Annotated in this window: 27 protein-coding genes; 16 read left to right on the forward strand and 11 right to left on the reverse strand. The window is 73.1% G+C overall.

Features of this window, described 5'->3' with window-relative positions; translation table 11 throughout:
- Positions 1–13: 13 nt before the first annotated feature.
- From OJ962_RS04755 to OJ962_RS04770, 4 genes are read left to right on the forward strand one after another with little or no spacing between them, the layout of a single operon-like run.
- Entirely contained in the window at positions 14–829 is an 816-nt protein-coding gene (locus OJ962_RS04755; RefSeq protein WP_202953667.1) for a PhzF family phenazine biosynthesis protein, read from the forward strand.
- Positions 830–865: 36 nt separating this feature from the next.
- On the forward strand, positions 866–1747 hold the full coding sequence (locus OJ962_RS04760; RefSeq protein WP_202953668.1) for a VOC family protein: 882 nt from the start codon (positions 866–868) through the stop codon (positions 1745–1747).
- On the forward strand, positions 1744–2394 hold the full coding sequence (locus OJ962_RS04765) for an alpha/beta hydrolase (RefSeq protein ID WP_202953669.1): 651 nt from the start codon (positions 1744–1746) through the stop codon (positions 2392–2394). The genes OJ962_RS04760 and OJ962_RS04765 overlap by 4 nt, the downstream gene beginning before the upstream one ends.
- Before the next feature lie 48 nt (positions 2395–2442).
- Positions 2443–3258 (forward strand): class I SAM-dependent methyltransferase, encoded by an 816-nt coding sequence (locus tag OJ962_RS04770; RefSeq protein ID WP_202953670.1) that lies wholly within the window; start codon positions 2443–2445, stop codon positions 3256–3258.
- Here the strand turns inward: OJ962_RS04770 and OJ962_RS04775 are convergent.
- Both OJ962_RS04775 and OJ962_RS04780 read right to left on the reverse strand, forming a co-directional pair.
- Complete coding sequence (locus OJ962_RS04775; protein ID WP_202953671.1) at positions 3238–5688, reverse strand: helix-turn-helix transcriptional regulator; 2451 nt, start codon at positions 5686–5688, stop codon at positions 3238–3240. The two genes, OJ962_RS04770 and OJ962_RS04775, sit on opposite strands and share 21 nt — an antisense overlap.
- Before the next feature lie 11 nt (positions 5689–5699).
- Positions 5700–6536: a DMT family transporter gene (locus OJ962_RS04780; protein WP_202953672.1), complete on the reverse strand. Its 837-nt coding sequence runs from the start codon at positions 6534–6536 to the stop codon at positions 5700–5702.
- Between the two features lie 74 nt (positions 6537–6610).
- Between OJ962_RS04780 and OJ962_RS04785 the strand changes: the two genes are divergently transcribed.
- From OJ962_RS04785 to OJ962_RS04800, 4 genes are read left to right on the forward strand one after another with little or no spacing between them, the layout of a single operon-like run.
- Positions 6611–7471, forward strand: a complete 861-nt coding sequence (locus OJ962_RS04785) for a LysR family transcriptional regulator (RefSeq protein ID WP_202953673.1) — start codon at positions 6611–6613, stop codon at positions 7469–7471.
- On the forward strand, positions 7468–7836 hold the full coding sequence (locus tag OJ962_RS04790) for a hypothetical protein (RefSeq protein ID WP_202953674.1): 369 nt from the start codon (positions 7468–7470) through the stop codon (positions 7834–7836). The genes OJ962_RS04785 and OJ962_RS04790 overlap by 4 nt, the downstream gene beginning before the upstream one ends.
- Positions 7829–8599 carry an AAA family ATPase gene (locus OJ962_RS04795; RefSeq protein ID WP_202953675.1) on the forward strand — a complete coding sequence of 257 codons (771 nt, stop codon included), beginning with the start codon at positions 7829–7831 and terminating at the stop codon, positions 8597–8599. The genes OJ962_RS04790 and OJ962_RS04795 overlap by 8 nt, the downstream gene beginning before the upstream one ends.
- 29 nt (positions 8600–8628) lie before the next feature.
- Complete coding sequence (locus tag OJ962_RS04800; protein ID WP_202953676.1) at positions 8629–9063, forward strand: hypothetical protein; 435 nt, start codon at positions 8629–8631, stop codon at positions 9061–9063.
- Here OJ962_RS04800 and OJ962_RS04805 read toward each other — a convergent pair.
- On the reverse strand, positions 9026–10243 hold the full coding sequence (locus tag OJ962_RS04805) for an aminotransferase-like domain-containing protein (protein ID WP_202953677.1): 1218 nt from the start codon (positions 10241–10243) through the stop codon (positions 9026–9028). The two genes, OJ962_RS04800 and OJ962_RS04805, sit on opposite strands and share 38 nt — an antisense overlap.
- A gap of 90 nt (positions 10244–10333) precedes the next feature.
- Here OJ962_RS04805 and OJ962_RS04810 point away from each other — a divergent pair, with 90 nt between their 5' ends.
- Both OJ962_RS04810 and xylA read left to right on the forward strand, forming a co-directional pair.
- Positions 10334–11812 (forward strand): CoA-acylating methylmalonate-semialdehyde dehydrogenase, encoded by a 1479-nt coding sequence (locus tag OJ962_RS04810; RefSeq protein ID WP_202954289.1) that lies wholly within the window; start codon positions 10334–10336, stop codon positions 11810–11812.
- A 46-nt stretch (positions 11813–11858) separates the two neighbouring features.
- A complete protein-coding gene (gene xylA, locus OJ962_RS04815; protein ID WP_238931339.1) occupies positions 11859–13046 on the forward strand; it encodes a xylose isomerase in 1188 nt (395 codons plus the stop codon).
- 209 nt (positions 13047–13255) lie between these two features.
- On the opposite strand, the gene OJ962_RS04820 is transcribed toward xylA, so the two are convergent.
- Together OJ962_RS04820 and OJ962_RS04825 are read right to left on the reverse strand one after the other, a co-directional pair.
- The gene (locus OJ962_RS04820; protein WP_202953679.1) at positions 13256–13984 is read right to left on the reverse strand and encodes an MBL fold metallo-hydrolase; all 729 of its coding nucleotides are present in this window, start codon (positions 13982–13984) and stop codon (positions 13256–13258) included.
- Between the two features lie 37 nt (positions 13985–14021).
- Positions 14022–14768 carry a hypothetical protein gene (locus tag OJ962_RS04825; RefSeq protein ID WP_202953680.1) on the reverse strand — a complete coding sequence of 249 codons (747 nt, stop codon included), beginning with the start codon at positions 14766–14768 and terminating at the stop codon, positions 14022–14024.
- A gap of 190 nt (positions 14769–14958) precedes the next feature.
- On the opposite strand from OJ962_RS04825, the gene OJ962_RS04830 reads away from it, so the two are divergent.
- The gene (locus OJ962_RS04830; protein ID WP_270006214.1) at positions 14959–15153 is read left to right on the forward strand and encodes a hypothetical protein; all 195 of its coding nucleotides are present in this window, start codon (positions 14959–14961) and stop codon (positions 15151–15153) included.
- Positions 15150–15341: a DUF6458 family protein gene (locus OJ962_RS04835; RefSeq protein ID WP_202953682.1), complete on the forward strand. Its 192-nt coding sequence runs from the start codon at positions 15150–15152 to the stop codon at positions 15339–15341. The genes OJ962_RS04830 and OJ962_RS04835 overlap by 4 nt, the downstream gene beginning before the upstream one ends.
- Here the strand turns inward: OJ962_RS04835 and OJ962_RS04840 are convergent.
- The 3 genes from OJ962_RS04840 to OJ962_RS04850 are packed head-to-tail and all read right to left on the reverse strand — an operon-like array spanning position 15338 to position 16777.
- Entirely contained in the window at positions 15338–15613 is a 276-nt protein-coding gene (locus OJ962_RS04840; RefSeq protein ID WP_202953683.1) for a DUF308 domain-containing protein, read from the reverse strand. The genes OJ962_RS04835 and OJ962_RS04840 overlap by 4 nt on opposite strands.
- Positions 15614–15668: 55 nt before the next feature.
- Positions 15669–15902: a DUF308 domain-containing protein gene (locus tag OJ962_RS04845; RefSeq protein WP_202953684.1), complete on the reverse strand. Its 234-nt coding sequence runs from the start codon at positions 15900–15902 to the stop codon at positions 15669–15671.
- 11 nt (positions 15903–15913) lie between these two features.
- Positions 15914–16777 (reverse strand): universal stress protein, encoded by an 864-nt coding sequence (locus tag OJ962_RS04850; RefSeq protein WP_202953685.1) that lies wholly within the window; start codon positions 16775–16777, stop codon positions 15914–15916.
- Positions 16778–17104: 327 nt separating this feature from the next.
- Here OJ962_RS04850 and OJ962_RS04855 point away from each other — a divergent pair, with 327 nt between their 5' ends.
- Together OJ962_RS04855 and OJ962_RS04860 are read left to right on the forward strand one after the other, a co-directional pair.
- Positions 17105–17311, forward strand: a complete 207-nt coding sequence (locus OJ962_RS04855; RefSeq protein ID WP_202953687.1) for a hypothetical protein — start codon at positions 17105–17107, stop codon at positions 17309–17311.
- Between the two features lie 202 nt (positions 17312–17513).
- Positions 17514–20087 carry a LuxR C-terminal-related transcriptional regulator gene (locus OJ962_RS04860; RefSeq protein ID WP_270006215.1) on the forward strand — a complete coding sequence of 858 codons (2574 nt, stop codon included), beginning with the start codon at positions 17514–17516 and terminating at the stop codon, positions 20085–20087.
- Here the strand turns inward: OJ962_RS04860 and OJ962_RS04865 are convergent.
- Positions 20061–21128 (reverse strand): lysylphosphatidylglycerol synthase transmembrane domain-containing protein, encoded by a 1068-nt coding sequence (locus OJ962_RS04865; RefSeq protein WP_202953689.1) that lies wholly within the window; start codon positions 21126–21128, stop codon positions 20061–20063. The two genes, OJ962_RS04860 and OJ962_RS04865, sit on opposite strands and share 27 nt — an antisense overlap.
- Positions 21129–21533: 405 nt before the next feature.
- Here OJ962_RS04865 and OJ962_RS04870 point away from each other — a divergent pair, with 405 nt between their 5' ends.
- Together OJ962_RS04870 and OJ962_RS04875 are read left to right on the forward strand one after the other, a co-directional pair.
- Positions 21534–21941, forward strand: a complete 408-nt coding sequence (locus OJ962_RS04870; protein ID WP_270006216.1) for a hypothetical protein — start codon at positions 21534–21536, stop codon at positions 21939–21941.
- 8 nt (positions 21942–21949) lie between these two features.
- On the forward strand, positions 21950–22450 hold the full coding sequence (locus tag OJ962_RS04875) for a DUF1269 domain-containing protein (protein ID WP_202953692.1): 501 nt from the start codon (positions 21950–21952) through the stop codon (positions 22448–22450).
- Positions 22451–22474: 24 nt separating this feature from the next.
- Here OJ962_RS04875 and OJ962_RS04880 read toward each other — a convergent pair whose 3' ends face one another.
- Complete coding sequence (locus OJ962_RS04880) at positions 22475–23158, reverse strand: ZIP family metal transporter (RefSeq protein WP_202954290.1); 684 nt, start codon at positions 23156–23158, stop codon at positions 22475–22477.
- Positions 23155–23361 carry a hypothetical protein gene (locus OJ962_RS04885; protein WP_202954305.1) on the reverse strand — a complete coding sequence of 69 codons (207 nt, stop codon included), beginning with the start codon at positions 23359–23361 and terminating at the stop codon, positions 23155–23157. Before OJ962_RS04885 ends, OJ962_RS04880 begins: the two co-directional genes overlap by 4 nt.
- Between the last annotated feature and the right edge of the window lie 93 nt (positions 23362–23454).

Genomic DNA, 23454 nt, shown 5'->3' on the forward strand with positions numbered 1-23454 from the left:
GCACGCTACCGGTATGGCTCGCGCGTTCAAGCAAGTGGATGTCTTCACCACCCGGCCGTACTACGGGAATCCGGTCGCCGTCGTGCTCGACGCCGACGGCGTGTCCACCGAGGCGATGCAGCGCTTCGCGCAGTGGACGAACCTCTCCGAGACGACGTTCGTGCTCCCACCGACCGAGGGCGGCGACTACCGGGTGCGGATCTTCACGCCCACGCAGGAGCTCCCGTTCGCCGGCCATCCGACGCTCGGCACCTGCCACGCGTGGTTGGAGGCGGGCGGCGTGCCGGCGGGTGAGGACGTGCTGCAGGAGTGCGGGGCCGGGCTCGTCCGGGTGCGGCGCGACGAAGGCCGCCTGGCGTTCGCGGCGCCGCCGCTGATCCGCTCGGGCCCGGTCGAGGAGGCGGACGTGCGGCACGCGGCCGACGTGCTGCGGATCGCGCGGGAGGACATCGTGGACGCGCAGTGGGCCGACAACGGGCCGGGGTGGATGGCGGTGCTGCTCTCGAGTGCCGAAGCGGTGCTGGCGCTCGAGCCGGGGTTCGTCGACTTCGACCTGGGCGTGGTCGGCCCGGGCGGAGCGGAGGACTGGGAGCTGCGCGCGTTCTTCCCGCTCAACGGCGCAACGGTCGAGGACCCGGTGACGGGGTCGCTCAACGCCTCCGTGGCGGAATGGCTGCTGGCGACGGGCCGCGCAAGCGCGCCCTACGTCGCGTGCCAGGGCACCGCGCTCGGCCGCGCGGGGCGGATTCACGTGTCCCGAGACGACGAGGGTGTCGTGTGGGTCGGCGGCGGCGCGGTGACGTTGATTTCTGGCGAGGTGGCGCTATAGTTGTTCGTGCAACTACTTGAGAACGGGGACGCGAGCATGGAACTCCAGGGCCTGCACCACATCACGATGATCACCGGCGACGCCCAGAAGAACGTCGACTTCTACGCCGACACGCTCGGGCTGCGGCTCGTGAAGAAGACGGTCAACTTCGACGCGCCGGACGCCTACCACCTGTACTTCGGCGACGAGGCCGGGACGCCCGGCACGATCCTCACCTGGTTCGAGTTCGCGGGCGCGCGCCGCGGCCGCGCGGGCGCCGGGCAGATCCACACGATCCAGCTGGGTGTGGCTTCCGGTGAGGCGCTGGAGTTCTGGGCCGCGCGGCTCGGTGGGGAACGCTCCGGCGATGTGGTGCGCTTCGAGGACTACGACGCGCTGCGGTTCGAGCTGGTGATCAGCGACGCCGAGCCGCGGCGCGCGGTGCATCCGGAGATCCCCGAGGCGTTCGCCATCACGGGGATCGTGGGCGCGCGAGCCTACGGGCAGACCGGGCCGCACCCGGTGCTCACCGAGCTGCTGGGCTTCGGCACCGACGGCGACGACTTCACCCTGCCGGGGTTCCGGTGGGCCTACGACGCGCCGCCGGCCGAGCGCGCGCTGATGGGCGCCGGCACCGTGCACCACATCGCGTGGGCCTCGCGCGACGAGGACCACCTGGCGTGGCAGGCGAGGGTGGCCGAGGCCGGCCTGGGCGTGAGCGACGTCCGCGACCGCGACTACTTCCAGTCGATCTACTTCGGCGAGCCGCGCGGCATCCTGTTCGAGATCGCGACCCTCTCGCCGGGCTTCGCGGTCGACGAAGCGCCCGAGTCGCTGGGTGAGGCGCTGCGGCTGCCCTCCCAGCACGAGCACCTGCGCCCGCAGCTGGAGAAGGTCCTGCGCCCGGTCGTCAACCCGCGTTCGAAGGAGCTGGTGTGAGCCTTTTGTATGACGAGCGGCCTTCTGCCGGCGAGGCCGAGGGCCTGCTGATCCTCCACCACGGCCGCGGTGCCGACGAGCACGACCTGCTCTCCCTCGGCGACACGCTGGACCCGGAGCGGCGGCTGCACGTGGTCACCCCGCGCGCGCCGCTGACGCTGGGCGGCTGGCCGGGCTACCACTGGTACGTGGTGCCGCGGGTCGGCTACCCCGACCACGACACGTTCCACAACGCCTACCGGGAGCTGTCGCAGTTCCACGACGAGCTGTGGAGGCGGACCGGGATCGCGCCCGAGCGCACGATCTTCGGCGGGTTCTCGATGGGCTCGGTGATGTCGTACTCGCTCGGCCTGGGCGCCGACCGCCCGGCGCCGGCCGGCATCCTGGCCTTCTCGGGCTTCATCCCGGTCGTCGACGACTGGCAGCCGGACCTGGCCAAGCGGCCGCACGTCTTCATCGCGCACGGGCGGCAGGACCCGGTGATGGAGGTCGGCTTCGCGCGGCGGGCGAACGAGTTGCTGGTCGCGGGCGGGCTGGACGTCGAGTACCACGAGTCCGACGCCGCCCACCACATCGATCCGGCGCACGTCCCGGCCGCGGTCGACTTCGTCGGACGGACCCTCGTAGGGACCTCGAACGCAAGATAGGGAGCAGCTCCCGATGTGCCGCGAAGCTTCCGGCCGTAGCTTCGCGGCATGACCACGATTCCTTCCTCTGGGCTCAAGGCCAAGCACGCCGCCATGTGGGCCAGCGGCGACTACCCCGGGATGGTCGAGACCTTCCTGACGCCGCTCGGCCCGCGGCTCGTCGACGCCATCGCCATTCAGCCCGGCGCCCGCGTGCTGGACGTCGCCGCCGGCACGGGCAACGCCTCGATCCCGGCCGCCGAGCGCGGCGCGCACGTGACCGCTTCCGACCTCACGCCGGAGCTGCTGGCCGCGGGCGCCGCCCGCACGGACCTGCCGATCGAGTGGGTGACCGCCGACGCCGAGGCGCTCCCGTTCGAGGACGAGTCCTTCGACGTCGTCATGTCCGCGATCGGCGTCATGTTCGCGCCGCACCACCAGGACGCCGCGGACGAGCTCGTGCGCGTGACGCGCGTCGGCGGAACCGTCGGCCTGCTGAGCTGGGCGCCCGACGGCATGCTCGGCGCGCTGTTCCGCACCATGGCCCCGTACGCGCCGCCGCCCCCGCCCGGCGCCTCCGCTCCGCCGCTGTGGGGTGGAGAAGGGCATCTGCGCAAGCTGTTCGGCGACCGCGTCGAGTGGAAGACGATGCGCCGCGAGGTGCTCGAGATCACCTGCTTCGAGCAGGCGCGCGACTACGGCGCGCTGTTCAAGGCCCGCTACGGCCCGACGATCTCGATCCGCGCCAACGCCGTCCGCGAGGGCCGCGAGGCCGAGTTCGACGCCGCGCTGGACGCCTTCTGCGACGAGTGGAACCTCGCCGAGCCCGGCGAGCCCGCCCGCTTCGAGATGGCCTACCTGCTGTCAACCGGGACGCGCGGCTAGCTCTCTGCGCGACGACACGCCGAGCTTGCCGAGCACGGACGACACGTGATGGTCGACGGTCTTGGGCGAGATCACGAGCGCTTCGGCGATCTCGGCGTTCGTCGCTCCGGTACGCAGTTGCGCGAGCACCTCGGTCTCGCGCGGGGTGAGCCCGTCGGCGTGCTCGCGGGCGGCCGCGCGCGGACCGCGCGGGATCTTCTTCACCCCGCGCGCTCGGAGCTCCCGCCGGAAGTGCGCGGCGACGCGCGTGGCACCGAGCCGGTCGTAGGTCGCGAGCGCCTCGACGTCGCCCGCCTCGGCGAGTGCGTTGGCGGCGTCGAAGACGTACCCGATCTCCTCCCACGCCGCGGCCGCCGCGCGCCAGTCGCCGGCGGCCGCGAGCGCGTACGGCGCGGGGTCGTCCGGGTGCGGCGGGATGTCGCGCCCGGCGCGCCGCAGCCAGTGGGCGAGCTCGGCGCGGCTCCAGTGGTGGTCGCGCGCGTCGGCGAGCGCGTACGTGGTCTCGAGCATCGGCACGCGGTCCTCCAGCGCGCCGTCGAGCCACGCGTGCTCGGCGAGCGCGGCGACCGTCGGGGCGATGCGCTGCAGCTCGCCGGCCGCGGTCGCGACGCGCCAGGCCTCCTCGAGCGTGGTGCCGGCGTCCGGATCGCCGCGGCGCGCGCGGATGCGGCCGAGCGTGATCAGCGCGGGGCAGAGGCTCACGCCGCGTTGCTCGCCCAGCGCGAGCGAAGCGCGGGCGTCCGCCTCGGCCGCGGGCGGGTCGCCGAGGAACAGCCGCACCACCGCGCGCACGCCGAGCGCGTACTGCGCGTAGCCGTCGAGCTCGCGCTCCTGCGCGAACGCGAGCGCGGCGTCGAGGTCGGCGATCAGGCGCGGATCCCCGCGGCGGCGGGAGAGCGTCGCGGTCGCGCGGTTGATCAGCGCGCGGCAGCGGTTGTCGTCGTCGCGGGTGAGCTCGATCGCCTCCGCGAGCAGCGCGCGGCCGCGTTCGGTCTCCGGCCCACCGATCAACGCCGTTCCGACGTTGGTGAGCGCGTGCACGACCGTCTCGACGTCACCCAGCTCGCGCGCCATCGCGGCGGCGCGCTCGCCGAGGACGATCGAGCGCTCGAGGTCGTCGTGCAGCATCGCCAGTTGCGACTGCGCGCTGAGCGCCATCGCCAGCTCGCGCGTGGCGCCGAGCGGCTCGAGGATCGCGATCGCCTCGTCGCCCGCCGCGACCGCCTCCTCGCCGCGCCCCGACCACCACAGCAGGCGCGAGAGCCAGCGCAGGTCGTCGCCGTGCCGGCACGGATCTCCGGCGTGGAGCTCGATCAGGCGCCGGCGCGCCTCGATCCCGCGCTCCGGCCAGCCGCTCAGGTACGCCTCGACCGCGACGCCCTCCAGCGCCTCCTCGCCCGCGCCCGCCGCGACCGCCGCCTCCCACTGCTCCAGCGCCTGCCGGTGCGCCGCGCCCGCCGCCCGCGCGGCCGGCGGGGCGAGGCGCAGGATCGCCTCGGCGTCGCCTGTGCGCCGCGCGTGGTGCGCGAGCTGCGCGGGATCGTCGTGGCCGGCGAACTCGAGCGCCGCCAGCACGCGCCGGTCGAGCACGCGCCGCTCCATCGGCGGCAGGCTGTCCTCGACCGCCCGCCGCGCGAGGTCGTGCCGGAACGCGAGCGCGTCGCCCTGCATCTGCAGCAGGCCGGCGGCGATGCACTCGTCGATCGCGGCCGCCGGCTCGGCGATCAGCCACAGCTCGGTCGCGCCCGGCACCACCGCGCACAGCTCGACCACCGCCCGCGCACGGTCCGACAGCGCGCCGACCCGCAGCTCGACCGCGTCCCGCACGCTCGCGGGCACGCCGTCCCCGCCCGCCGCGAGCGCCTCGGTGACGAAGAACGGGTTGCCGCCGGTGACCGCGTGCAGGTCGGGCGCGTCGCGGCCGGCGAGGCGCGCGACGGCGGCGGGGGAGAGGGCGCGCGGCTCGATGCGGGCGGCGGGCAGCGAGGACAACACGCGCCGGACCTCGCGCCGGGCGTCGGGCCGCGCGGTGAGGACGAGGCACCCGGCGCCACCGGGCGTGAGGCGGCGGCCGAGCAGCGCGATCACGTCCAGCGTGGCGTCGTCGGCCCAGTGCAGGTCCTCGATCACCAGCAGCGCGGCGTCCTCAAGGGCGGCGCGGGCGGCGGCGAGCACGTCCTCGCGCGAGCCCTCGGCGACCGCGGTCGCGAACGCGCCGCCGACCTGGCCGGCGACGTCACGCAGCGGGCCGAGCGGGCGCGGGGTGATGAGCGGGTCGCAGGCGCCCCACAGCGCGTGGCGGCCGTGGGCGACGGACGCGACCAGCGCGGTCTTGCCGATGCCCGCCTCGCCGAGCACGACGACGACGCCGCCGGACGCGATCGCCGCCTCCAACGTCGCCCGCTCGTCGTCTCGCTCAAGCAGCTCCAACGAGCGCGAGCCTAACGGTCGCCGGTCTGCACCAGCAAGACCGCGGCCAGCACGAGCCCGCCGCCGAGCACGCCCGCGAGCCCGATCGTCTCGCCGAACACGACGAAGGCGAGGATCACCGTCACCAGCGGCTCGACCGTCGCGAGGATCGCCGAGCGGGTCGGGCCGACGCGCGCCAGCCCGGCGAAGAACAGCGCGATCGCGGCGACCGTCGACACGCCCGCCAGGCACAGCAGCCACCACCAGCCCGCCACCGTCAACTCGCCGGGCTGGAACTGGCCGACGAGCACGGTGCCGACGGTCAGCGCGCCCGCCGCGCCCGTGCACACGAGCGCGGCGAGCGTCAGCGGCGACATGCGCTTCGCCACGCTCTCGCTGACGAGGATGTAGCCGCTGTAGACAACGGCCGCGCCGAGCCCGAGCGCCACGCCGACCGGATCCAGCGCGCCCGCGCCGCCCACCACGAGCACCAACCCGGCGGAGGAGGCGCCGAGCGCGAGCGCGCGCCGTCGCGTCAGCCGCTCGCGCCCCAGCGCGACCGCCGCCACCGCGACGATGATCGGGAACGTGAACACGAGCAGCGAGAGCACGCCCGCGTCGATCCGCGGCAGCGCCGTGAAGTACAGCCCGGCCTGGAGCGCGTAGCCGCCGGCGCCCAGGCCGAGCGCGATCAGCACGTCCCGTCGCGCGGGCAGCGACCGGCCCGCGCCGCCCGCCCAGAACAGGCCGGACGCGAACAGGAAGCGCAGCGCGAGCAGCGTGCCCACGGTCGCGCCCTCGGCGTAGGCGAGCTTGCCGAACACGGCCATCGCGCCGAACGTGGCGCCGGAAGCGAGGCAGAAGAACATGGCTGCACTCTCCCGCGCATACCGGCAAGGATCGACTCCGATTCCTTCACGGGAACCGGTAGAGTCGCTACCGAATGCTGGAGCTGCGCCGCCTCCGCCTCCTGCGCGAGCTGCACGAGCGCGGGACGATCGCCGCCGTCGCCGACGCGCTGCAGTTCACGCCGTCCGCGGTCTCCCAGCAGCTGGCGATGCTCGAGCGCGAGGCGGGCGTGAAGCTGATCGAGAAGGCGGGCCGCGGCGTCCGGCTCACCGACCCTGGCCTCGTGCTGGCCGAGCACGCCGACGCGCTGCTCGAACGCGCCGCGCTCGCCGAGGCCGACCTCGCGGCCGCCGCGAACGAGATCGCCGGTCGCGGCCGGATCGCCGCCTTCCAGTCGGCCGCCTTCAAGCTCGCGCTGCCCGCGATCGCCGAGCTGCGCACCACCGCTCCCCGTCTGCGCTGCGAGCTGATCGAGGCCGAGCCCGAGCACGCGCTGCCGATGCTCGCCCTCGGCGACCTCGACGTCGTGCTCGGCGACGAGTGGGACCACCACCCGTGGCGCCTGCAGGACAATCTCACCCGCCATCCGCTGCTGCGCGACCCGCTCATGCTGGTCGGCAGCGACCGCCCGCTCGAGGAGCTCTACGACGCGCACTGGGCCGCGGGTCACCCGGGCATGTCGTGGGAGGAGAGCCTGCGCCGCGTCTGCCGCGAGCACGGCGGCTTCGACCCCGACATCCGCCACCGCTCCAACGACGCCAACGTCGCGCTCGCGCTCGCCGCCCGCGGCCTCGCCGTCACGCTCCTCCCGCGCCTCGTGCTGCCGCCGGGAACGCCCGCCACGCCCGTCCCGTTCAGCCGCACGATCTACGCCGTCATCCGCACCACCGACGAGCGCCGGCCGAGCACCCGGGCCCTGCTCGCCGCCGTTCGTGATCAACTTCCAGCCTCATGAACCGCGCCGCGCTCGGTCTCTTCTCGTTGCTGCTGCTCTTCGGCCTGCTGCCGTGGTCGGCCGCCGCGTTCCTGCTGTTGCTGTTCGGCCTGCAGCCGTACGAGTCCGACGGCCTGTGTTACGCCGCCCGCCCGCTGTGGGCCGGCGGGCAGGCGCTGGTCGCACTTCCCGGTCTGTACATCTCGGGCAAGGCCGCGGTGAGCGGGATGGCGACCGCCGCGCAGGGCCGCCAGGACACCGGGACCCGCTGGCAATGGCTCGGCTACGGCCTGCTCGCGTTCGGCGTCTGGGTGCTCGTCCTGTTCGCGCTCGAGCCCGAGGGCACGCGTGTCGCGGCCTCCGAGTGCCGCGACACCGATGACTAGGAGGCGGCGCGACATCCGGCGTTTCGGGCCCGGTCCGTACCTGCACGCGCTCAAGACGACGAACGAGCCGCGCTATGAGCAGTACGAGCACCTCTACACGGTGCTCGCGCACGTCGACCAGATGTCGTTCGAGCAGCCCGTCACGCTGCTCGCGGGCGACAACGGCAGCGGCAAGTCGACGGTGATCGAGGCGTGCGCGGCCGCGATGGGCTTCGACGAGCAGGGCGGCGAGCTCGAGCGGCTCGGGGAGCTGCCCGCCGTGCCGAGCGCGATCTACAAGGGGTTCATCGAGCCGGTCGTGGATCGCTGGTCACGCCCGCGGATCGGGTACTTCCTGCGCGCCGAGAGCTTCTTCAACGTCGCCGAGTTCGTGGATCGCGAGGGCCAGTACTCGCCCGACCTGTCGCTGTACGGCGACGTCCCGCTGCACCAGCAGTCGCACGGCCAGTCGTTCCTCGCGCTGGCGTCCAACCGCTTCGGCGGCGAGGGGCTATTCATTCTCGACGAGCCGGAAGCGGCGCTGTCGGTCACGGGCGCGCTCGCCCTCGTCACGGTGATCGCGAACGCGGCCCGCGCGGGCGCGCAGTTCGTCATCGCGACGCACTCGCCGATCCTGCTCGCCGTGCCCGGCGCGAAGATCTACGAGCTCTCCGAGGACCATCAGTTCGCCGAGACCGAGTACGACGACCTCGACGCCGTGCGGCTGATGCGCGGCTTCCTCGACGCGCCCGAGCGTTACCTGCGCGCCGCGCTCGGCGAATAGCGCGAAGCGCTGCGGGTACGCTCACGAACGTGGGACTCGCGCACGCCTGCCGCGCCCGGCTCGAACTCGGCCCCGCGAATCGCGCGCTCGCGATCGGGGCGCTGACCCTCAACGCTGCGCTGGTCGTGCTGGTCGCCGCCGAGGGCGCGACGGCCGGCGACCTCGCGTACGTGCTGGTGCTCGGCTGCCCGCCCGTGGTCCTGCTCGCCCTGCGCCGGCACCCGCTTGCGTTCCGCTCACTCGCGGGCGGGCTCGGGCTGCTCTACGCGCTCTGGAGCGTCCTCGCGTTCTTCATCGGCGGCATCGTCTACGCGCCCGCTGCGGCCCTGCTCCTGTGGGCCGCGCTGCTGCCGTGGATGAACCCGGACCAGCGCTGGCACCGCCGCTTGTGGCTGGCGCTCGCCGTGCTCTCCGCGATGCTGGCGCCTATCGCGGCGCTGTCGCTGCTGTCGCTGACGAGCTGAGCGCCTCCTCGATCACGCCCGCGAGCCGCTCCGCCGCGACCGCGAGTGACCGCTCGTCCAGCGAGCTGAAGGACAGCCGCATCTCGTTCGCGCCGCCGCCGTCGACGTAGAACGGCGCGCCGGGCACGTACGCCACGCCAGCCTCCGTGGCTGCCGGCCGCAGCGAGCGCGCGTCCAGCCCTTCCGGCATCCGCAGCCAGGTGAACATGCCGCCCGTCGGCTCGCTCCACGCGACCCCCTCGGGCATGTGACGGCAAAGCGCCGCGGACAGCGCCACCCAGTGCGACTCATACAGCGCGCGGGCGTGGGGGAGCCGCTTGCCGAACAGCCCGGCGCGCCCGTACTCCTCGACCATGCGCTGCCCCAGCGCGCCCGCGCACTGGTCCGTGCCGCCCTTGGCGGAGCTCAACTGCGCGATCAGCGGGGCCGGCCCGATCGCCCAGCCGAGCCGCGTGCCCGGGCAGAAGATCTTCGAGAACGTGCCCGCCTGCACGACCACGTCCGGGCCCAGCGACCACAGCGACGGCAGCGACGAGCCGTCGAAGGAGAGCTCGCGGTAGGCCACGTCCTCCACGATCAGCACGCCGTACGCGCGGCACAGCTCGATCAACGCACGCCGGCGCTCCAGCGACAACGTCCGCCCGGACGGGTTCTGGAACTCCGGGATCGTATAGAGGAACTTGGGCCGGAAGCCGCGGTCGAGCCGCTCACGCAGCCAGTCGACCTCGAGCCCGTCGCCGTCCATCGGCACGCCGTGCACCTGCGCGCCGTAGTCGCGGAAGGCCATGATCGCGCCGAGGTACGTGGGGCCTTCGACGGCCACGGGATCGCCCCCGTCGAGCAGCGAGCGGCACAGCAGGTCCAGGCACTCCATGCCGCCGCTGGTGACCATCAGCTCCTCGTACGCCGGCTCGCGCCCCTGCAAGCGGGCGGTGCGCTCGACCAGGTACTCACGGAAGCTCGGGATGCCCGCGCTGGCCGTGTACTGCAACGCGAGCCCGGGTTCGTCGCGCACCAGCCGCGCCGTGATCTCGGTCAGCTCCTCTTGCGGGAACGCATCCGCGTTCGGGAACCCGCCGGTCATGCCGAGCGTGCCGGGCGGCGGCCCGGCGAGGATGATCGCGAGCTCGGGATCGACTCCCGCCCGCGCGCGCTGCGAGAAGAGCTGCGACACGTCCATCCTGGAAACGTACCGGGAAGGGCTGCCGCCCTCCCCGAGACCTCCCCGCTCAAACCAGCGTGCCACCCTGTCCGGATGAGCACCACCGCACTGGAGACGATCAACCACGTCATCGGCGGTGCGCAGACCGCCGGCGCGTCCACGCGCACCAGCCCCGTCTACGACCCGGCCACGGGCCAGGTGCAGCGCAACGTGCTGCTGGCCGAGCCGCAGGACGTGGACGCCGCCGTGGGCGCCGCGCGCGCCGCGTTCGCGAGCTGGGCGGACACGTCCGTCGTGCGCCGCGCGCGCGTCATGTTCGCGTTCCGGGAGCTGCTCGTCGAGCACACGGATGAGCTGGCACGGATGATCGCGGCCGAGCACGGCAAGACGGTCGAGGACGCCAAGGGCGAGGTCGTGCGCGGGATGGAGGTGGTCGAGTTCGCGTGCGGGATCGCGCAGCTCACCAAGGGCGAGTTCTCCGACCAGGTGTCGACCGGGATCGACCTGCATTCCTTCCGCCAGCCGTTGGGCGTGTGCGCGGGGATCACGCCGTTCAACTTCCCGATCATGGTGCCGCTGTGGATGCACCCGATCGCGATCGCCACGGGCAACACGTTCGTGCTCAAGCCGTCCGAGCGCGACCCGTCCGTCTCCAACCGGGTCGCCGAGCTGTACGCCGAGGCCGGCCTCCCGGACGGTGTGTTCAACGTCGTGCACGGCGACAAGGTCGCGGTCGACGCGCTGCTCGACCACCCGGACGTGGACGGCGTCTCGTTCGTCGGCTCCACGCCGATCGCGCGCTACATCCACGAGCGGGCGTCCAAGAACGGCAAGCGCGTGCAGGCGCTCGGCGGTGCGAAAAATCACGCGATCGTGATGCCGGACGCCGATCTCGAGTTCGCCTCCGACCAGCTGATCGCCGCGGGCTACGGCTCCGCCGGCCAGCGCTGCATGGCGATCTCCGTCACGGTCGCGGTCGGCGACGCGGCCGACGAGCTGGTGGAGAAGCTGCGCCAGAAGGCGCTCAACGTGACCGTCGGCCCCGGGCTGGAGCCGACCTCCGAGATGGGCCCGCTCGTCTCCCCGGAGGCGCGCGACCGCGTCAAGGACTACATCGGCCGCGGCGAGGGCCAAGTGGTCGTCGACGGGCGCGAGCTCAAGGTCGAGGGCGACGGCTTCTTCGTCGGCCCGACGCTGATCGACAACGTCACCACGGACATGAGCGTCTACCGCGACGAGATCTTCGGCCCCGTGCTCACCGTGCTGCGCGTGGACACGCTCGACGAGGCGATCGAGCTCATCAACGAGAACAACTACGCCAACGGCGTGGCGATCTTCACATCGTCCGGACAAGCCGCGCGTGAGTTTCAGCGGCGCGTCAAGGTGGGGATGATCGGCGTCAACGTGCCGATCCCGGTGCCGATGGCGTTCTACAGCTTCGGTGGGTGGAAGGACTCGCTGTTCGGCGACCACCACATCCACGGGCCCGAGGGCGTGCGTTTCTACACGCGTGGCAAGGTGGTCACGACGCGCTGGCCCGACCAGGCGCCGGACCCCACGCACCTTCACTTCCCGACCGCGTCCTGATATTAGTTCGGCCGTCAGACGAATGCCCAGGCAGGAGGAACCCCGGTTGTCCACCATCGAAGAGCCGCGCAGCGCCAACGTCCAGGAAGGCCAGACCGGCCACCGGTTCACGTTCGGCCTGTGGACGGTGGGGAACCCCGGCCGCGACCCGTTCGGCGGCCCGACGCGCGCCGAGGTCGACCCCGTCGACTCGGTCCACAAGTTGGCGGAGCTCGGCGCCTGGGGCGTCTCCCTGCACGACGACGACCTGATCCCGATGGGGTCGTCCGACGCCGAGAAGGAGAAGATCGTCGCGCGCTTCAAGGACGCGCTCGATCAGACCGGCATGGGCGTCGGCATGGCCACGACGAACCTGTTCGGCCACCCGGCGTTCAAGGACGGCGCGTTCACGTCCAACGACCGCGGCATCCGCCGCGCCGCCATCGGCAAGGCGATGCGCTTCATCGACGTCGCCGCCCAGCTCAACGCCGAGGTCTACGTCTTCTGGGGCGGCCGCGAGGGCACCGAGGTCGGCGTCGCCAAGGACCCGCGCGACGCGCTCGAGCGCTACCGCGAGGCGATCAACCTCCTCAGCCACTACGTCAAGGACCAGGGCTACGACCTGCGGTTCGCGATGGAGCCCAAGCCCAACGAGCCGCGCGGCGACATCTTCCTGCCGACCGTCGGCCACGCGCTGCACTTCATCGAGACACTCGACCACCCGGAGATGGTGGGCGTGAACCCGGAGTTCGCGCACGAGACGATGGCCGGCCTGAGCTTCCACCACGCCATCGGCCACGCGCTGTGGGCGAACAAGCTCTTCCACATCGACCTCAACTCGCAGCGCATCGGCCGCTACGACCAGGACTTCCGCTTCGGCGCCGAGGACCTCAAGGAGACGTTCCTGCTCGTGCGCCTGCTCGAGCGCGCGGGCTACAGCGGCCCGCTGCACTTCGACGCGCACTCCTACCGCAACGAGAACGCCGAGGGCGTGTGGGACTTCGCGTCCGGCTGCATGGCGACCTACCGCGCCCTGGCCGAGAAGGCCGCGCACTTCGACTCGCTGCCCGAGGTCCAGGAGGCGCTCGAGGGCGCGTCCCAGCCCGAGCTGGCCGTCAGCAGCGCCGGCGGCGACAGCGCCGACACGCTCAAGGCCGAGGCGACGTGGGAGAACCTCGACCAGCTCGCCACCCGCGGCTTCTACAACGAGAAGCTCGACCAGATCCTGGTCGAAGTGCTCCTCGGCGTGCGCTGATCGCTCCGCCCATCGCGCCGGGACCTCCGGCGCGATGCGGCGCGGTATCGCTCGGTCGTGCAGCAACACCGAAGACCCGCTCGCCCCGTACGGGCCGAATGCCGCCGCGCGCGTCGCGCGCACCCGTTCGTGCTCGCCCGGCGACCTGGAACGGACGGAGCAGCCGGTGATCGGCGCCGACGCCGTCCACCGCGTCTTTCGGCGCTGGGCTACAGCTCGACGGACCCGCCAGGCGCCAGGATGTCGACGCGGGTGTCGCCAGTGACGGCGCGCGCGAACTCGCGCGGAGGGTCGACGAGCAGCCGCCGGTGACGGCCGCCGAGCCCGAACGGAAGGAAGGTGCCCCAGTGAATGGGCACGGCGATCCGCGGCGCGATCAGATCGACCACCCGCGCGGCCCCGGCGGGGTCGAGGTGCCCGGGGCCGAGTGAAGGCCCCCAGCCCCAGATCGGGATCAGCGCGCAGTCCACGCGGCCGTGCAGCGCCTCCATCTCCGGGCCGAAGTCGGTGTCGCCGGCGAAGTAGACGCCGTCGACGAGGTAGCCGAGCGTGTCGAGCACCTCGGCGCCCGGCCCGGGGCGCCGGCGTCCGTCGTGCCAGGCCGGGACCGCTTCGACGGTCGCACCCACGTCGACCGTCTCGCCCGCGCGCAGCTCGTGCACGTGGTAGCCCGCGTCCAGGTACTTGCCGGCGCCGACCGGCGTCACCGCGGTCGTGCTCAGCCCCCGCAGCGACGGCTGGTCGAGGTGGTCGCGGTGGACGTGGCTGATGAGGACCGCGTCGAGCCGGCCGGGATGCGCGGGCGTGGGGACGCGGCGCGTGAGGTGCATCACGCGGTCGCGCAGCACCGGGTCGGTGAGCAGGCGCGTGGCACCCACCTCGATCAGGACGGTGGCGTGGCCGAGCCACGTCACCCGGCGTGCATGAGGCTCCGTCACCCGCGCACGCATGGTGTGTGAGTCGACATCGGAGCGCTCACGACCTGATCCAGCGGTCCGCGAACGTGGCGCCGCCGGTGGTCGCGACGACCAGCACGGCGGCGACCGCCACGAACCACGTCAGCATCGCGAAGCCGATCCCGATCACGCCGTACTGCGCCGCGGAGCTCGCGAGCGCCTGCGGCATGAAGATCACCGACCACACCCCGATCCCGGCCATGCCGATCGCGGCCAGGAGGGCGGCCGGCAGCAGCCGGACGGGACGGACCCGGCGCCCGAGCAGCAGGTAGGGCGTGATCAGCCACAGCAGCGTGCTGATCGTGAGCGTGAGCGCCACCAACGGCCAGCCGCCGAACGGGGCGGTCACGAGCGGCCGCAGGGGGATCACAACAGCGACCACCAGCAGCCAGGCGAGCGCGCGCGCTGTGTTGCGCATGCCGAGCGTCGGCAGCTCGAACGCGCCCTCGTACATGCGCTGCAGGCCGCGCGTGAAGCTGAGCGTGCTCACGAGCAGGAGCACGACCCCGAGCACGGTGAGGCTGGACTCCACGGCGCCGGAGGGGGCGAACGCCTGCCGGACGCTCGCCGCCGTCGTGCCGGTGAGCTCGAAGCGGTTGACGAGCACGTCCGCGAACTCCTGGTTCTCGCCGCGTGGCAGCGTGGCGGAGTAAACGATCACGAGCGGCAGGAAGGCCGAGTAGGACTGCGCGGCGATCGCCATCGCGCGGTCGATCCCCTGTACGGCCACGAAGCGCTGGAGCCAGTCGCGCAAGAACTGGAGCACGGCGGGCATCGTGCGCGCAGGTGGAGCGACGATGCCTCATCCCGTCAGGATGACGCTGGTTCACACCGGTGGGCGCGAGGGTGTCCCGCATGGCGACTCAGACCCAACCACCGCCCGCTGCCGCACGCACGCGCTCCTCGTTGCGGCTGGGCACCCGCATCGTCACCACTGCGCGCGCCGGGGCGGACCGGTGATCCTCGAGATCCGCGTGCGGGGGCCGGTCGCACTTGAAGACGTCGAGCGCCTCGGCCTGCGCGCCGAGATTGCGCCGGTGGCGACGGTGCTGCGCGGGGCGGTTGCCGACCGTCCGGCGCTGCACGGCGCGTTGGAGCGCATCCTGGCCGCCGGGCTGGAGCTGCTCGAGGTGCGGAGGCTGCCGTCATGAGCCTCGGCGCGTCCCTGTTCCTGGTCGCGGTCGGAGCGATCCTGCGCTTCGCCGTCACCGCCGACCTGGCCGGCATCGACCTGCAGGTGGTCGGCACGATCCTCATCGTCGTCGGCGTGATCGGCTTCGCGATCTCGATGTTCCTCTACTTCCAGGCGCGAGACCGTGGAGCCTCGCCCCCGCTCTAGGCGAACGCGGTGCGCTTCCCAGAGGCGTCTTCGACGTTGCGAAGGCCCCGCAGCTTGAAGCCGGTGACGATGGCGAAGGCGCCGCGGAACAGCATGGTGAGCGCGAAGAAGACGGCGAGCGTGACAAGCCCGATCTCCGGCCAGGCCATGATCACGATGCCGACGATGGCGTCCAGCGCACCGAGCGCGACGCCCCACCAGCGGCGCCCGTCGGAGCCGATGGCGAGGATGATCCGGATGACGCCCTCCGCGATCAGGTAGACGCCGAGCACCACGACCAGCCGAGCAGGCTCTCGCCGGGGCGGCGGATGCAGATCAGGCCCGCGATCAGCGCGTCACGCCGATGATGGCGCTGAGGGCCCGGCTGTTCGCGTCGCCCGTGATGGCGTCGAGGATCTCCATGAAAGCCGTCATCAGCAGGTAGATCCCGGCCAGCAGGCCGAGAGCGAGGAGCGTGATGCCCGGCCACACGATCGTGGCGATGCCGGTGGCGACGCAGACAGCGCCGAGCACCACGAACAGCCACCAGTTGCGGGCGACGGAGGGAACTTCGCTGATCATGGCCCGCGAAGCTAGGCGCGGGCGGGATGACGGCGCCTCATCCGGGGCGGATGACGCACGTCCTCACCGGCGTCTGCGCGCGGCACGACCATCACCGGGCAGCGTGCGCCGGCCAGCGTCCCGAGCGCCGCGCCGCCAGGAAGCACCACGCCGGGCGGCCCGTACGCGCGCGAGCCGAGCACGAGCACGTCGAGCTGCGCCGACGCCCGCAGCAGCGTGTCGGTCGGGTCCCCGACGAGCACGAGCGGCTCCACCTCGAGCTCCGGCTCGTCCTCCCGTGCCGCGGCCTCGATCGCGGCGCGCAGGATGCTCGCCGCGTCGCCACGCTCCCATGGCGCCTTCAATGGAGCGAGCGACGCGGCGAACCGCGCGGCGTCGGCGGGATCGGGAGAACGCCGCAGCACGGTGAGGACGGACAGCGGCGTGCCGGCCGCCCGAGCGAGTGCGCTGGCTGCGCGCAGCGCCCGCCGCGAGTCGGTCGTGGGGAGGAGGCCCACGCCGACCGCCGCCAGCGGACGCTCGCCGTACCCGCGCGGGACGACCGCCACCGCTCCGCACGCGCCATGCAGCACCCGCTCGACCGTCCCGCCCACGCGCACACGCCCGTGCGGCGCATCGTGGGCGGAGCCCAGCACGGTGAGCACCGGCCGGTCCGTGGCGATCAGCCGCTGCAGGCCCGCCGCCGCCGACGCCGCGCGCTCCACGCGCACACCGACGATCGCGGGCCCGCCCGCGTCCGGCTCGACGCCGGCCAGCTCACCTGTGGAGCCCACCCGGACCGGCACGACCCGCGCGCCGAGCAGCGGCGCCACCGAACGCGCGAACGCGACCGGGGACCGGTCCTCGTCGCACGCCGCCAGCACGACTCGCTGCATACGATTGGAAGCTATGGCCGGCGTGGGTGAAGCGCCGTCGTTCGGGGCGGATGAAGCTGCGCGGGACCGACCGCCACGCGAGCGCTCGAATACCCACGCTCTGCGTGGGCAAGCGAACACTTGGTGGGGTGCGCTCGGCGCGTTCACCCGGACCGGGCGAGGCGGGCTCACCCGCGCGCGCACGGACCTCCCGTCATCGACGGCCGCGGGCGTGCGAGCGCGCCTTCGGCCACGGAGGAGACGGCGCCGGACACGCCGCGGCGGCAGTCATCCCGGCGGAGCGACGAGCCGTCACCCTCGCGGGCGGAAACATGACGGGCGCTGCGCATGAGCCTCAACTACGAGATCCGCGTTCGGGGCCGGGTCGGTGAGCACCTCGCCGACGCGCTGGGCCTCGCCGCCGAGGTGGAGCCGGTCGAGACCGTCCTGCGCGGGCCGGTGACCGACCAGGAGGACCTGCACGGCATCCTCGACCGCCTGCAGGAGCTCGGGATCGAGCTGGTCGAGGTGCGGCGCCTTCCTCAAAGCCCCTGAAAGACCGGCAACCGGAGCGCTCAAGACCCCTTTTTGGTTGACGATCGTCGACTCGACAAAACGCACACAGCGGCGGTAGGGTCCCCCGAGACGAGCCGCCAGGGGGCAAGTCCGACGGTCAGGGGGATTACGGTTGTCGTCCGCGCTCCGACGCGCACCCGCGTTGGTCACGCAGTTCGCAGTGCCACCGCCACCTTTCGGGATGGTCGAGCGGGACCGGCTGCGGCTCCACTTCGCGGAACCCGTCACGCTCGTGTGCGCGCCCGCCGGCAGCGGGAAGACCGCGTTCACGGCGGCCGAGGTGCAGCGGTCGCCGCTGACCACGGCGTGGGTCACGCTGGAGCCGACCGACGACGAGCCCGGCCCCTTCTGGGACGCCGTGCTGACCGCGCTCGACCTCGCCGGCGCCGTCCCGGCCGACAGCCCGCTCGCGGCGCTGGCCGCCCCGATCCGCGAGTCCCGCGACCGCTTCATGCCGCTCCTGGTGAACGCCCTCGCGACGCTGCCCGAGCCCGTCGTGCTCGTGCTCGACGACGTGCACGTGTTGCGCAGCCGCGAGTGCCTGAGCCAGCTGTCGTTCCTGCTGCTGCACGCGCCGGACACGCTGCGCCTGGTGCTGACCGCACGCAGCGATCCCGCCCTGCCGCTGCACGTGCTGCGGGTGCGCGGGCGGCTCGCCGAGGTCCGCGCCACCGACCTGGCGTTCACCGAGAACGAGGCCGGCGAGCTGCTCGCCGCCCACGGCCTGACGCTCGACGCGGAGCTCGTCCGAGCCTTGCACCAGCGCACCGAGGGCTGGGGCGCCGGCCTGCGGCTCGCGGCGCTCAGCCTGCAGGGCCGCGAGGACCCGGACCGCTTCGTGGCCGAGTTCGCCGGTGACGACCGCGTGATCGCCGACTATCTCGTCGCCGAGGTGCTGGACCGCCAGCCGCCGAGGCTGCGCGCGTTCCTGCTGCGGACCGCGCTCGTCGAGCGCGTGTGCGGCGGCCTCGCCGACGCGCTCACCGGCGAACGTAACGGCGCGGACACGCTCGCCACCCTCGAGCGCACCAACGGGTTCGTGCTGGGCGTGGACGGCCACCGCGAGTGGTTCCGCTACCACCGCCTGTTCGCCAAGCTGCTGCGCACGCGTGCCGAGCGCGAGCTGGCCGGCGAGTTGCCGGCGCTGCACGCGCGCGCCGCCCGCTGGTACGCCGAGCGCGGGGCTGCGGTCGACGCGCTCGAGCACGCGGTTCAGGCCCAGGAGTGGGATCTCGCCGTCGAGGTGGTCGCAGGCCACTGGTTCGAGCTCTACGTCCGCGGCGACGCCGCCGCCGTGCGCGCGCTCGCGAGCAAGCTTCCGCCGGATCGGCTGGAGCGCGACGCCGAGCTCGCCGCTGCGCTCGCGTGCGCCGCGCTCGACGTGGGGGACACCGACGCCGCCGAGTTCCACCTCGCGCACGCACACAGCGCGCCCCCGCCCGAGGCGCGCCGGCGCCGCTACCTGGAGACGCTCGCGCTCGCGAACCTGGGCACGGCGCGGCTGAAGGGCGACTTCGAGGCCGCGCTGCAGGCCGCCGACGCGCTGCTGGCCGAAGCCGCCACGCACGCGGGCGAGGACGGCACCCGCGAGGCGCTCGTGCGCGCGATGCTGGGGGAGACGGCACTGTGGGCGCACGACCTGGAGCGCGCCGGCGAAGAACTGCGCAAGGCTGTCGCGCTCGCCCGCGCGCACCGGCTCGACTTCGTCGCGGTGTCCGCGCTGAGCTACCTCGCGCTGCTCGACGTGATGGTGCACGGCCCGGCCGAGGAGGAGGGCCACGGCCCCGAGGCGATCGAGCTCGCGGCCCGCCGCGGCTGGTCCGACATCCCGCAGACAGCGTGCGCGCACACGGCCCTGGCGCTGATCGCCTTCTACGACCTGCAGCCGTGCGAGGCCGCCCGCCACCTCGAGCACGCGCGCGTCGCGGCCGCGCGGCTGCGCCGCCGTCAGCTGGACTTCGTGATCGCCCACCTCGACGCGCGTATGCGCGGCGCGGCGGGGGTGCCGCGCGAAGGGCTCCGCACGCTGGAGGACTTCGAGGCGCTGCACCGCCATCGCGGGGCCGCGCTCCCGCACGAGCAGGTGTCGATCGCGGCGATGCGCGCGCGCCTGCAGATCCAGGCCGGCGACCTTGACGGCGCCACCGCCACGCTCGCGCCCGTACGGGAGGAGCCGTGGGTCGTCGTCGGCACCGCCACGGCGCGCCTGGCGCTCGCGCGCGGGGAGAGCGCGGACGCCGTCGAGGCGCTCGAGCGCAGCATCGACGCCGCGGCGACGCACGCCGTCAGCCGCGTCGAGGCGGGCGCGCTGCTCGCGGTCGCGCACGACGAGGCGGCCGAGCCGCAGAAGGCGCAGCGCGCGCTCGAGCACGCACTCGCGCTGGCCGAGCGCACGCGCCATCGGTGGCCGTTCATCGAGCTCGGGCGGCGCATGGAGGACCTGCTCAAACGCCAGATCCGCGCAGGTACCGCGCACCGCGCGATCGTCGGTGAACTGCTGGACACGTTCGCCGACCGCGCGCCCGTGGCGCGCCACGTCGCGCCGCTGCTGGAGCCGCTGTCCGAGCGCGAGCAGGCGATCCTGCGGTATCTGCCGACCGCGCTCTCCAACCGTGAGATCGCAGCCGAGCTGTTCGTCACCACCAACACGGTCAAGACGCACCTGCGCAGCATCTATCGCAAGCTCGACGTCGCCCGACGGCGCGAGGCCGTCGAGCGCGCCCGCGACCTACGGCTCCTTTCCTCCCGGCGCTAGGGCGAACGCCGCCAGACCGATCGGCAGCGGCAGCCAGTAGGAGAACAGGCGGTAGGCGAACGTCGCGAGCAGAGCGTCGCCGGCCGAGACGCCCGCCAGCGCGAGCATCGCGCTCAGCCCCGCCTCCACGAACCCGAGCCCGCCCGGCGTGATCGGGATCTGCGCGAGCACCTGCGCGCCGCAGAAGGCGAGCAGGACGAGGCCCGGTCGCGGGTGCGAGCCGATCGCGGCGAGCGCTGCCAGCAGCGTGAGGTAGTCGAACGTCCAACGGCCGACGGTCGCCAGCAGCGCGCGCTTCCACCGCGGCCCGAGCGTCGCCAGCAGCCGGTCGCGCTCGCGCAGCAGCCGGTCGGGCAGCTTGTGCAGCGGCTCGGATCGGCGCCGCAGCCGGTTGCGCACGCGCTGCAGCTGGCGTCCGGTCCAGCGCAGCGGCCCGTTCGTGGAGAGCAGCAGCGCGCCGAGCGCGGTCGCGGCGACGAACACGCCGAGGCCGGCGAACGCCGTGTGCGCGAGCGACTCGTTCACGCCGCCGCGGATCAGCGCCGGGATCGCGAGCACCGGCATCGCCAGCACCATGGCGAACACGAGCACGTTGACGGCGGCCAGCGCCGTCACGGTCGCCGCGGGCGAGGCGCCGGCGCGGACGAGCAGCTTGTACTGCAGCGCGCCGCCCACCGCTCCACCGCCCGGCGCGACCTTGGCCAGCGCGTTGCCCGCGAGCTGGGACGTGATCACGGCGCGCCAGCGCGGCCCGCGCAGCGCGACGAACTGCAACGCCCACATGCACGCCAGCGACGCCACCTGCAGCCCGAGCATCGCCGCGAGCGACAGCAGCGAGAAGCGCGTGATCTGCCGCCAGGAGCCGAACACCTCGACGATGCTCGGGAAGACGAGGTAGATCGAGATGCCGGTGAGCGCGAGCCAGAAGATCGTGCGGCCCAGACGGCGTGGCGGTGCCGCCTCGGTCTCGACCGCGGTGTGCGCCTCGATCGCCTGCTCGACACGGTCGCCGAGCGGCTCGGTAGGAGGGGGAGCGGTCAACCATGCGCCATGATGACCGACCGCGGATCACTCGCAGGGGATGACCACGCGGCACCCGGCCACACGGGACCGTCCAGGGGTGACGCGGTCGACGACGAGCTGCAGCGGCTGCGCGCGCAGAACGCACCGCTCTCGGCAAGGTCGCGCGCCGGCTGCAGTGGCGCAGCATCGACTTCGCGGCGCTGGCGCGTGAGGCGCTGCCCGAGCGGGCGGACGTGATCGAGCGCGGCGCGCAGGGGATTACCCCGGCCGGAGCGCCGTCTCCACGCGCTCCGAGGAGTTCCAGACGCTGTGGTGCAGGCCAACCGGCGCGCGCAGCTCGTCGAGTTGCTCGAGGGCGGGCGCTCGGGCCGGCGTGCGGCTGCTGAAGGCCGTGGCGATCGTCCTGCCCGTGCTCTCGCTGCTGTGCCTGATCCCGCGATCCGGCTCACCGGCTCGTGGCGGCGCGCCGGGATCGGTTTGGCGCTCTCCATGCTCGCGCTGATCGCGGCGCCCGCCGTCGGCCGCTCGGCCTACCTGAGCGCGCTCGACCAGGACGTGCTCCCGCACGACGCCGCAGCGGGCATCTTCGATGCGCTCGTCGCGTCGCTGCGCGACGGCGTGCGGATCGTCGTCATCGCGGCGGCGCTGGTCGCGTTCCTCGCTCTGGTCGCGGGTCCACCGTTCCGGAGCCTGCTGATCGTCGGCGGCGTGCTGCGTTCGATCGCCGCGCTTGGCCTCGAGCCCCGAGAAGCCGTCGCCGAGCAGCTTGGCGCCGACCGGCGCGCCTCATCCGCGCGAGATGAGGCGGTGTCACCCACGCCGCACCGATGATCGAGCGCATGAGCACACTCGTGGCAATCGCCTATCCGGACAAGAGCACCGCCGACGATGTCGTCGCCACGCTCAGCCGCCTCCAGACCGAGCATCTGATCTCGCTCGAGGACGCCGTCGTCGTCACGCGCGACGAAAATGGCAAGGTCAAGCTGCACCAGACGAACAAGCTCGTGGCCGGCGGCGCCGTCGGCGGCGCGCTGTGGGGCGGCCTCATCGGCTTGATCTTCTTCGTGCCGTTGCTGGGCATGGCGGTCGGAGCGGCCACGGGTGCCGCGACCGGCGCGCTCACCGACGTCGGCGTGGACGACAACTTCATGAAGGAACTGGGCACCAAGCTCGAGAGCGGCGGCGCGGCGCTGATCCTGCTCGTGCGCAGCGCGACGGCCGACAAGGTCCTGCCGGAGGTCGCGCACTTCGGCGGCGAGGTGATCCAGACGTCGCTGGACAACGAGGCCGAGGAGCGCCTCAAGCACGCGTTGCAGGCGCGTGAGACGGCCAGCGTGTGACGTTCGGCCGCAACGACGCTCCAGCTACGACAAGCCCGCCGCCACAGCGAACCCCAGCACCGTGACGAGCCCGGCGATCCGGCCCGCCTTGCGCGCGGCCTCGGGGATCATCGAGTCGACGAGCATCACGAGCAGGGCACCCGCCGCGAAGCCGTTTATGCCGGCCTCGACGTCCCCGGAGGTGGCGTCGGCGACGGCGAAGCCGGCGAGCGAGGCGAGCGCGCACAGGACGGCGACCGCGCCCCACATGCGCATGATCGTGCCCGGCGAGCGGCGCGCCTGGCGCAGGTCGCTCGAGGCACCGATGGCCTCGGGCAGGTTGGAGACGAAGATCGCGGCGAGCAGGCTGATCGAGATGCCCTCGCCGGACGCCAGCCCGATGCCGAGCACCGCCTGCTCGGGGATGCCGTCGAGCAGCGCGCCGAGCGCGAGTGCCGCACCGGCGCCCGGCACCTTCTGCTCGACGAGCCGGTCGGCGGCGAAGTAGGTCAGCGCGCCGGCCGCGAGCCCGAGCGCGACGGGCACGCCGCCGGCCAGCTTCAACCCCTCCTCGAACAGGTCGAAGGACACGGCGCTGATCAGCGCGCCCGCGCCGAACGCCAGCACCGCGCCGACGAGCTTGTCCGGCCACTCGCGCGCGATCCCGAGCAGCCCACCGATGACGAGCGAGGCGGCGGCGACGGCGCCCCAGACGAGCGCGCCGGTCAGCCGAACACCCGCGGCCGGATGTCCTCGCCGCGAGCCGCGAGGTCGCCGAGGTCGGCGATGAACGCGAGCATGTTCACGTCGGGCGGGCTGACCTCGATCGTGTTCCGTAAGCCGGACGAGCGCGCGCCGAGCGCGATGCCGACGAGGCGCGCGATCAGGTCGTCGGCGGCCTCTTGGAGGGAGAAGCCCACCCCATAGGTCAACCCGGCGAGGGTCAAATGACAACGGCCGGCGGATTCGCGCAACGAGAGCGCCGGCGACCAAACATCAGACACAGCGATTGTGGTTGCCCGGTT

The sequence above is a fragment of the Solirubrobacter deserti genome, assembly GCF_027587175.1.
GTDB classification, from domain to species: Bacteria; Actinomycetota; Thermoleophilia; order Solirubrobacterales; family Solirubrobacteraceae; genus Solirubrobacter; species Solirubrobacter deserti.

Coding starts and splice junctions, on each gene's coding strand:
- OJ962_RS04860 (WP_270006215.1), top strand. CDS start 17,514: ATGGTCGAGCGGGACCGGCTGCGGCTCCACTTCGCGGAACCCGTCACG.
- OJ962_RS04850 (WP_202953685.1), bottom strand. CDS start 16,777: ATGCAGCGAGTCGTGCTGGCGGCGTGCGACGAGGACCGGTCCCCGGTC.
- OJ962_RS04755 (WP_202953667.1), top strand. CDS start 14: ATGGCTCGCGCGTTCAAGCAAGTGGATGTCTTCACCACCCGGCCGTAC.
- OJ962_RS04845 (WP_202953684.1), bottom strand. CDS start 15,902: ATGATCAGCGAAGTTCCCTCCGTCGCCCGCAACTGGTGGCTGTTCGTG.
- OJ962_RS04855 (WP_202953687.1), top strand. CDS start 17,105: ATGAGCCTCAACTACGAGATCCGCGTTCGGGGCCGGGTCGGTGAGCAC.
- OJ962_RS04770 (WP_202953670.1), top strand. CDS start 2,443: ATGACCACGATTCCTTCCTCTGGGCTCAAGGCCAAGCACGCCGCCATG.
- OJ962_RS04760 (WP_202953668.1), top strand. CDS start 866: ATGGAACTCCAGGGCCTGCACCACATCACGATGATCACCGGCGACGCC.
- OJ962_RS04805 (WP_202953677.1), bottom strand. CDS start 10,243: ATGGACGTGTCGCAGCTCTTCTCGCAGCGCGCGCGGGCGGGAGTCGAT.
- OJ962_RS04835 (WP_202953682.1), top strand. CDS start 15,150: ATGAGCCTCGGCGCGTCCCTGTTCCTGGTCGCGGTCGGAGCGATCCTG.
- OJ962_RS04795 (WP_202953675.1), top strand. CDS start 7,829: ATGACTAGGAGGCGGCGCGACATCCGGCGTTTCGGGCCCGGTCCGTAC.
- OJ962_RS04780 (WP_202953672.1), bottom strand. CDS start 6,536: ATGTTCTTCTGCCTCGCTTCCGGCGCCACGTTCGGCGCGATGGCCGTG.
- OJ962_RS04785 (WP_202953673.1), top strand. CDS start 6,611: ATGCTGGAGCTGCGCCGCCTCCGCCTCCTGCGCGAGCTGCACGAGCGC.
- OJ962_RS04790 (WP_202953674.1), top strand. CDS start 7,468: ATGAACCGCGCCGCGCTCGGTCTCTTCTCGTTGCTGCTGCTCTTCGGC.
- OJ962_RS04875 (WP_202953692.1), top strand. CDS start 21,950: ATGAGCACACTCGTGGCAATCGCCTATCCGGACAAGAGCACCGCCGAC.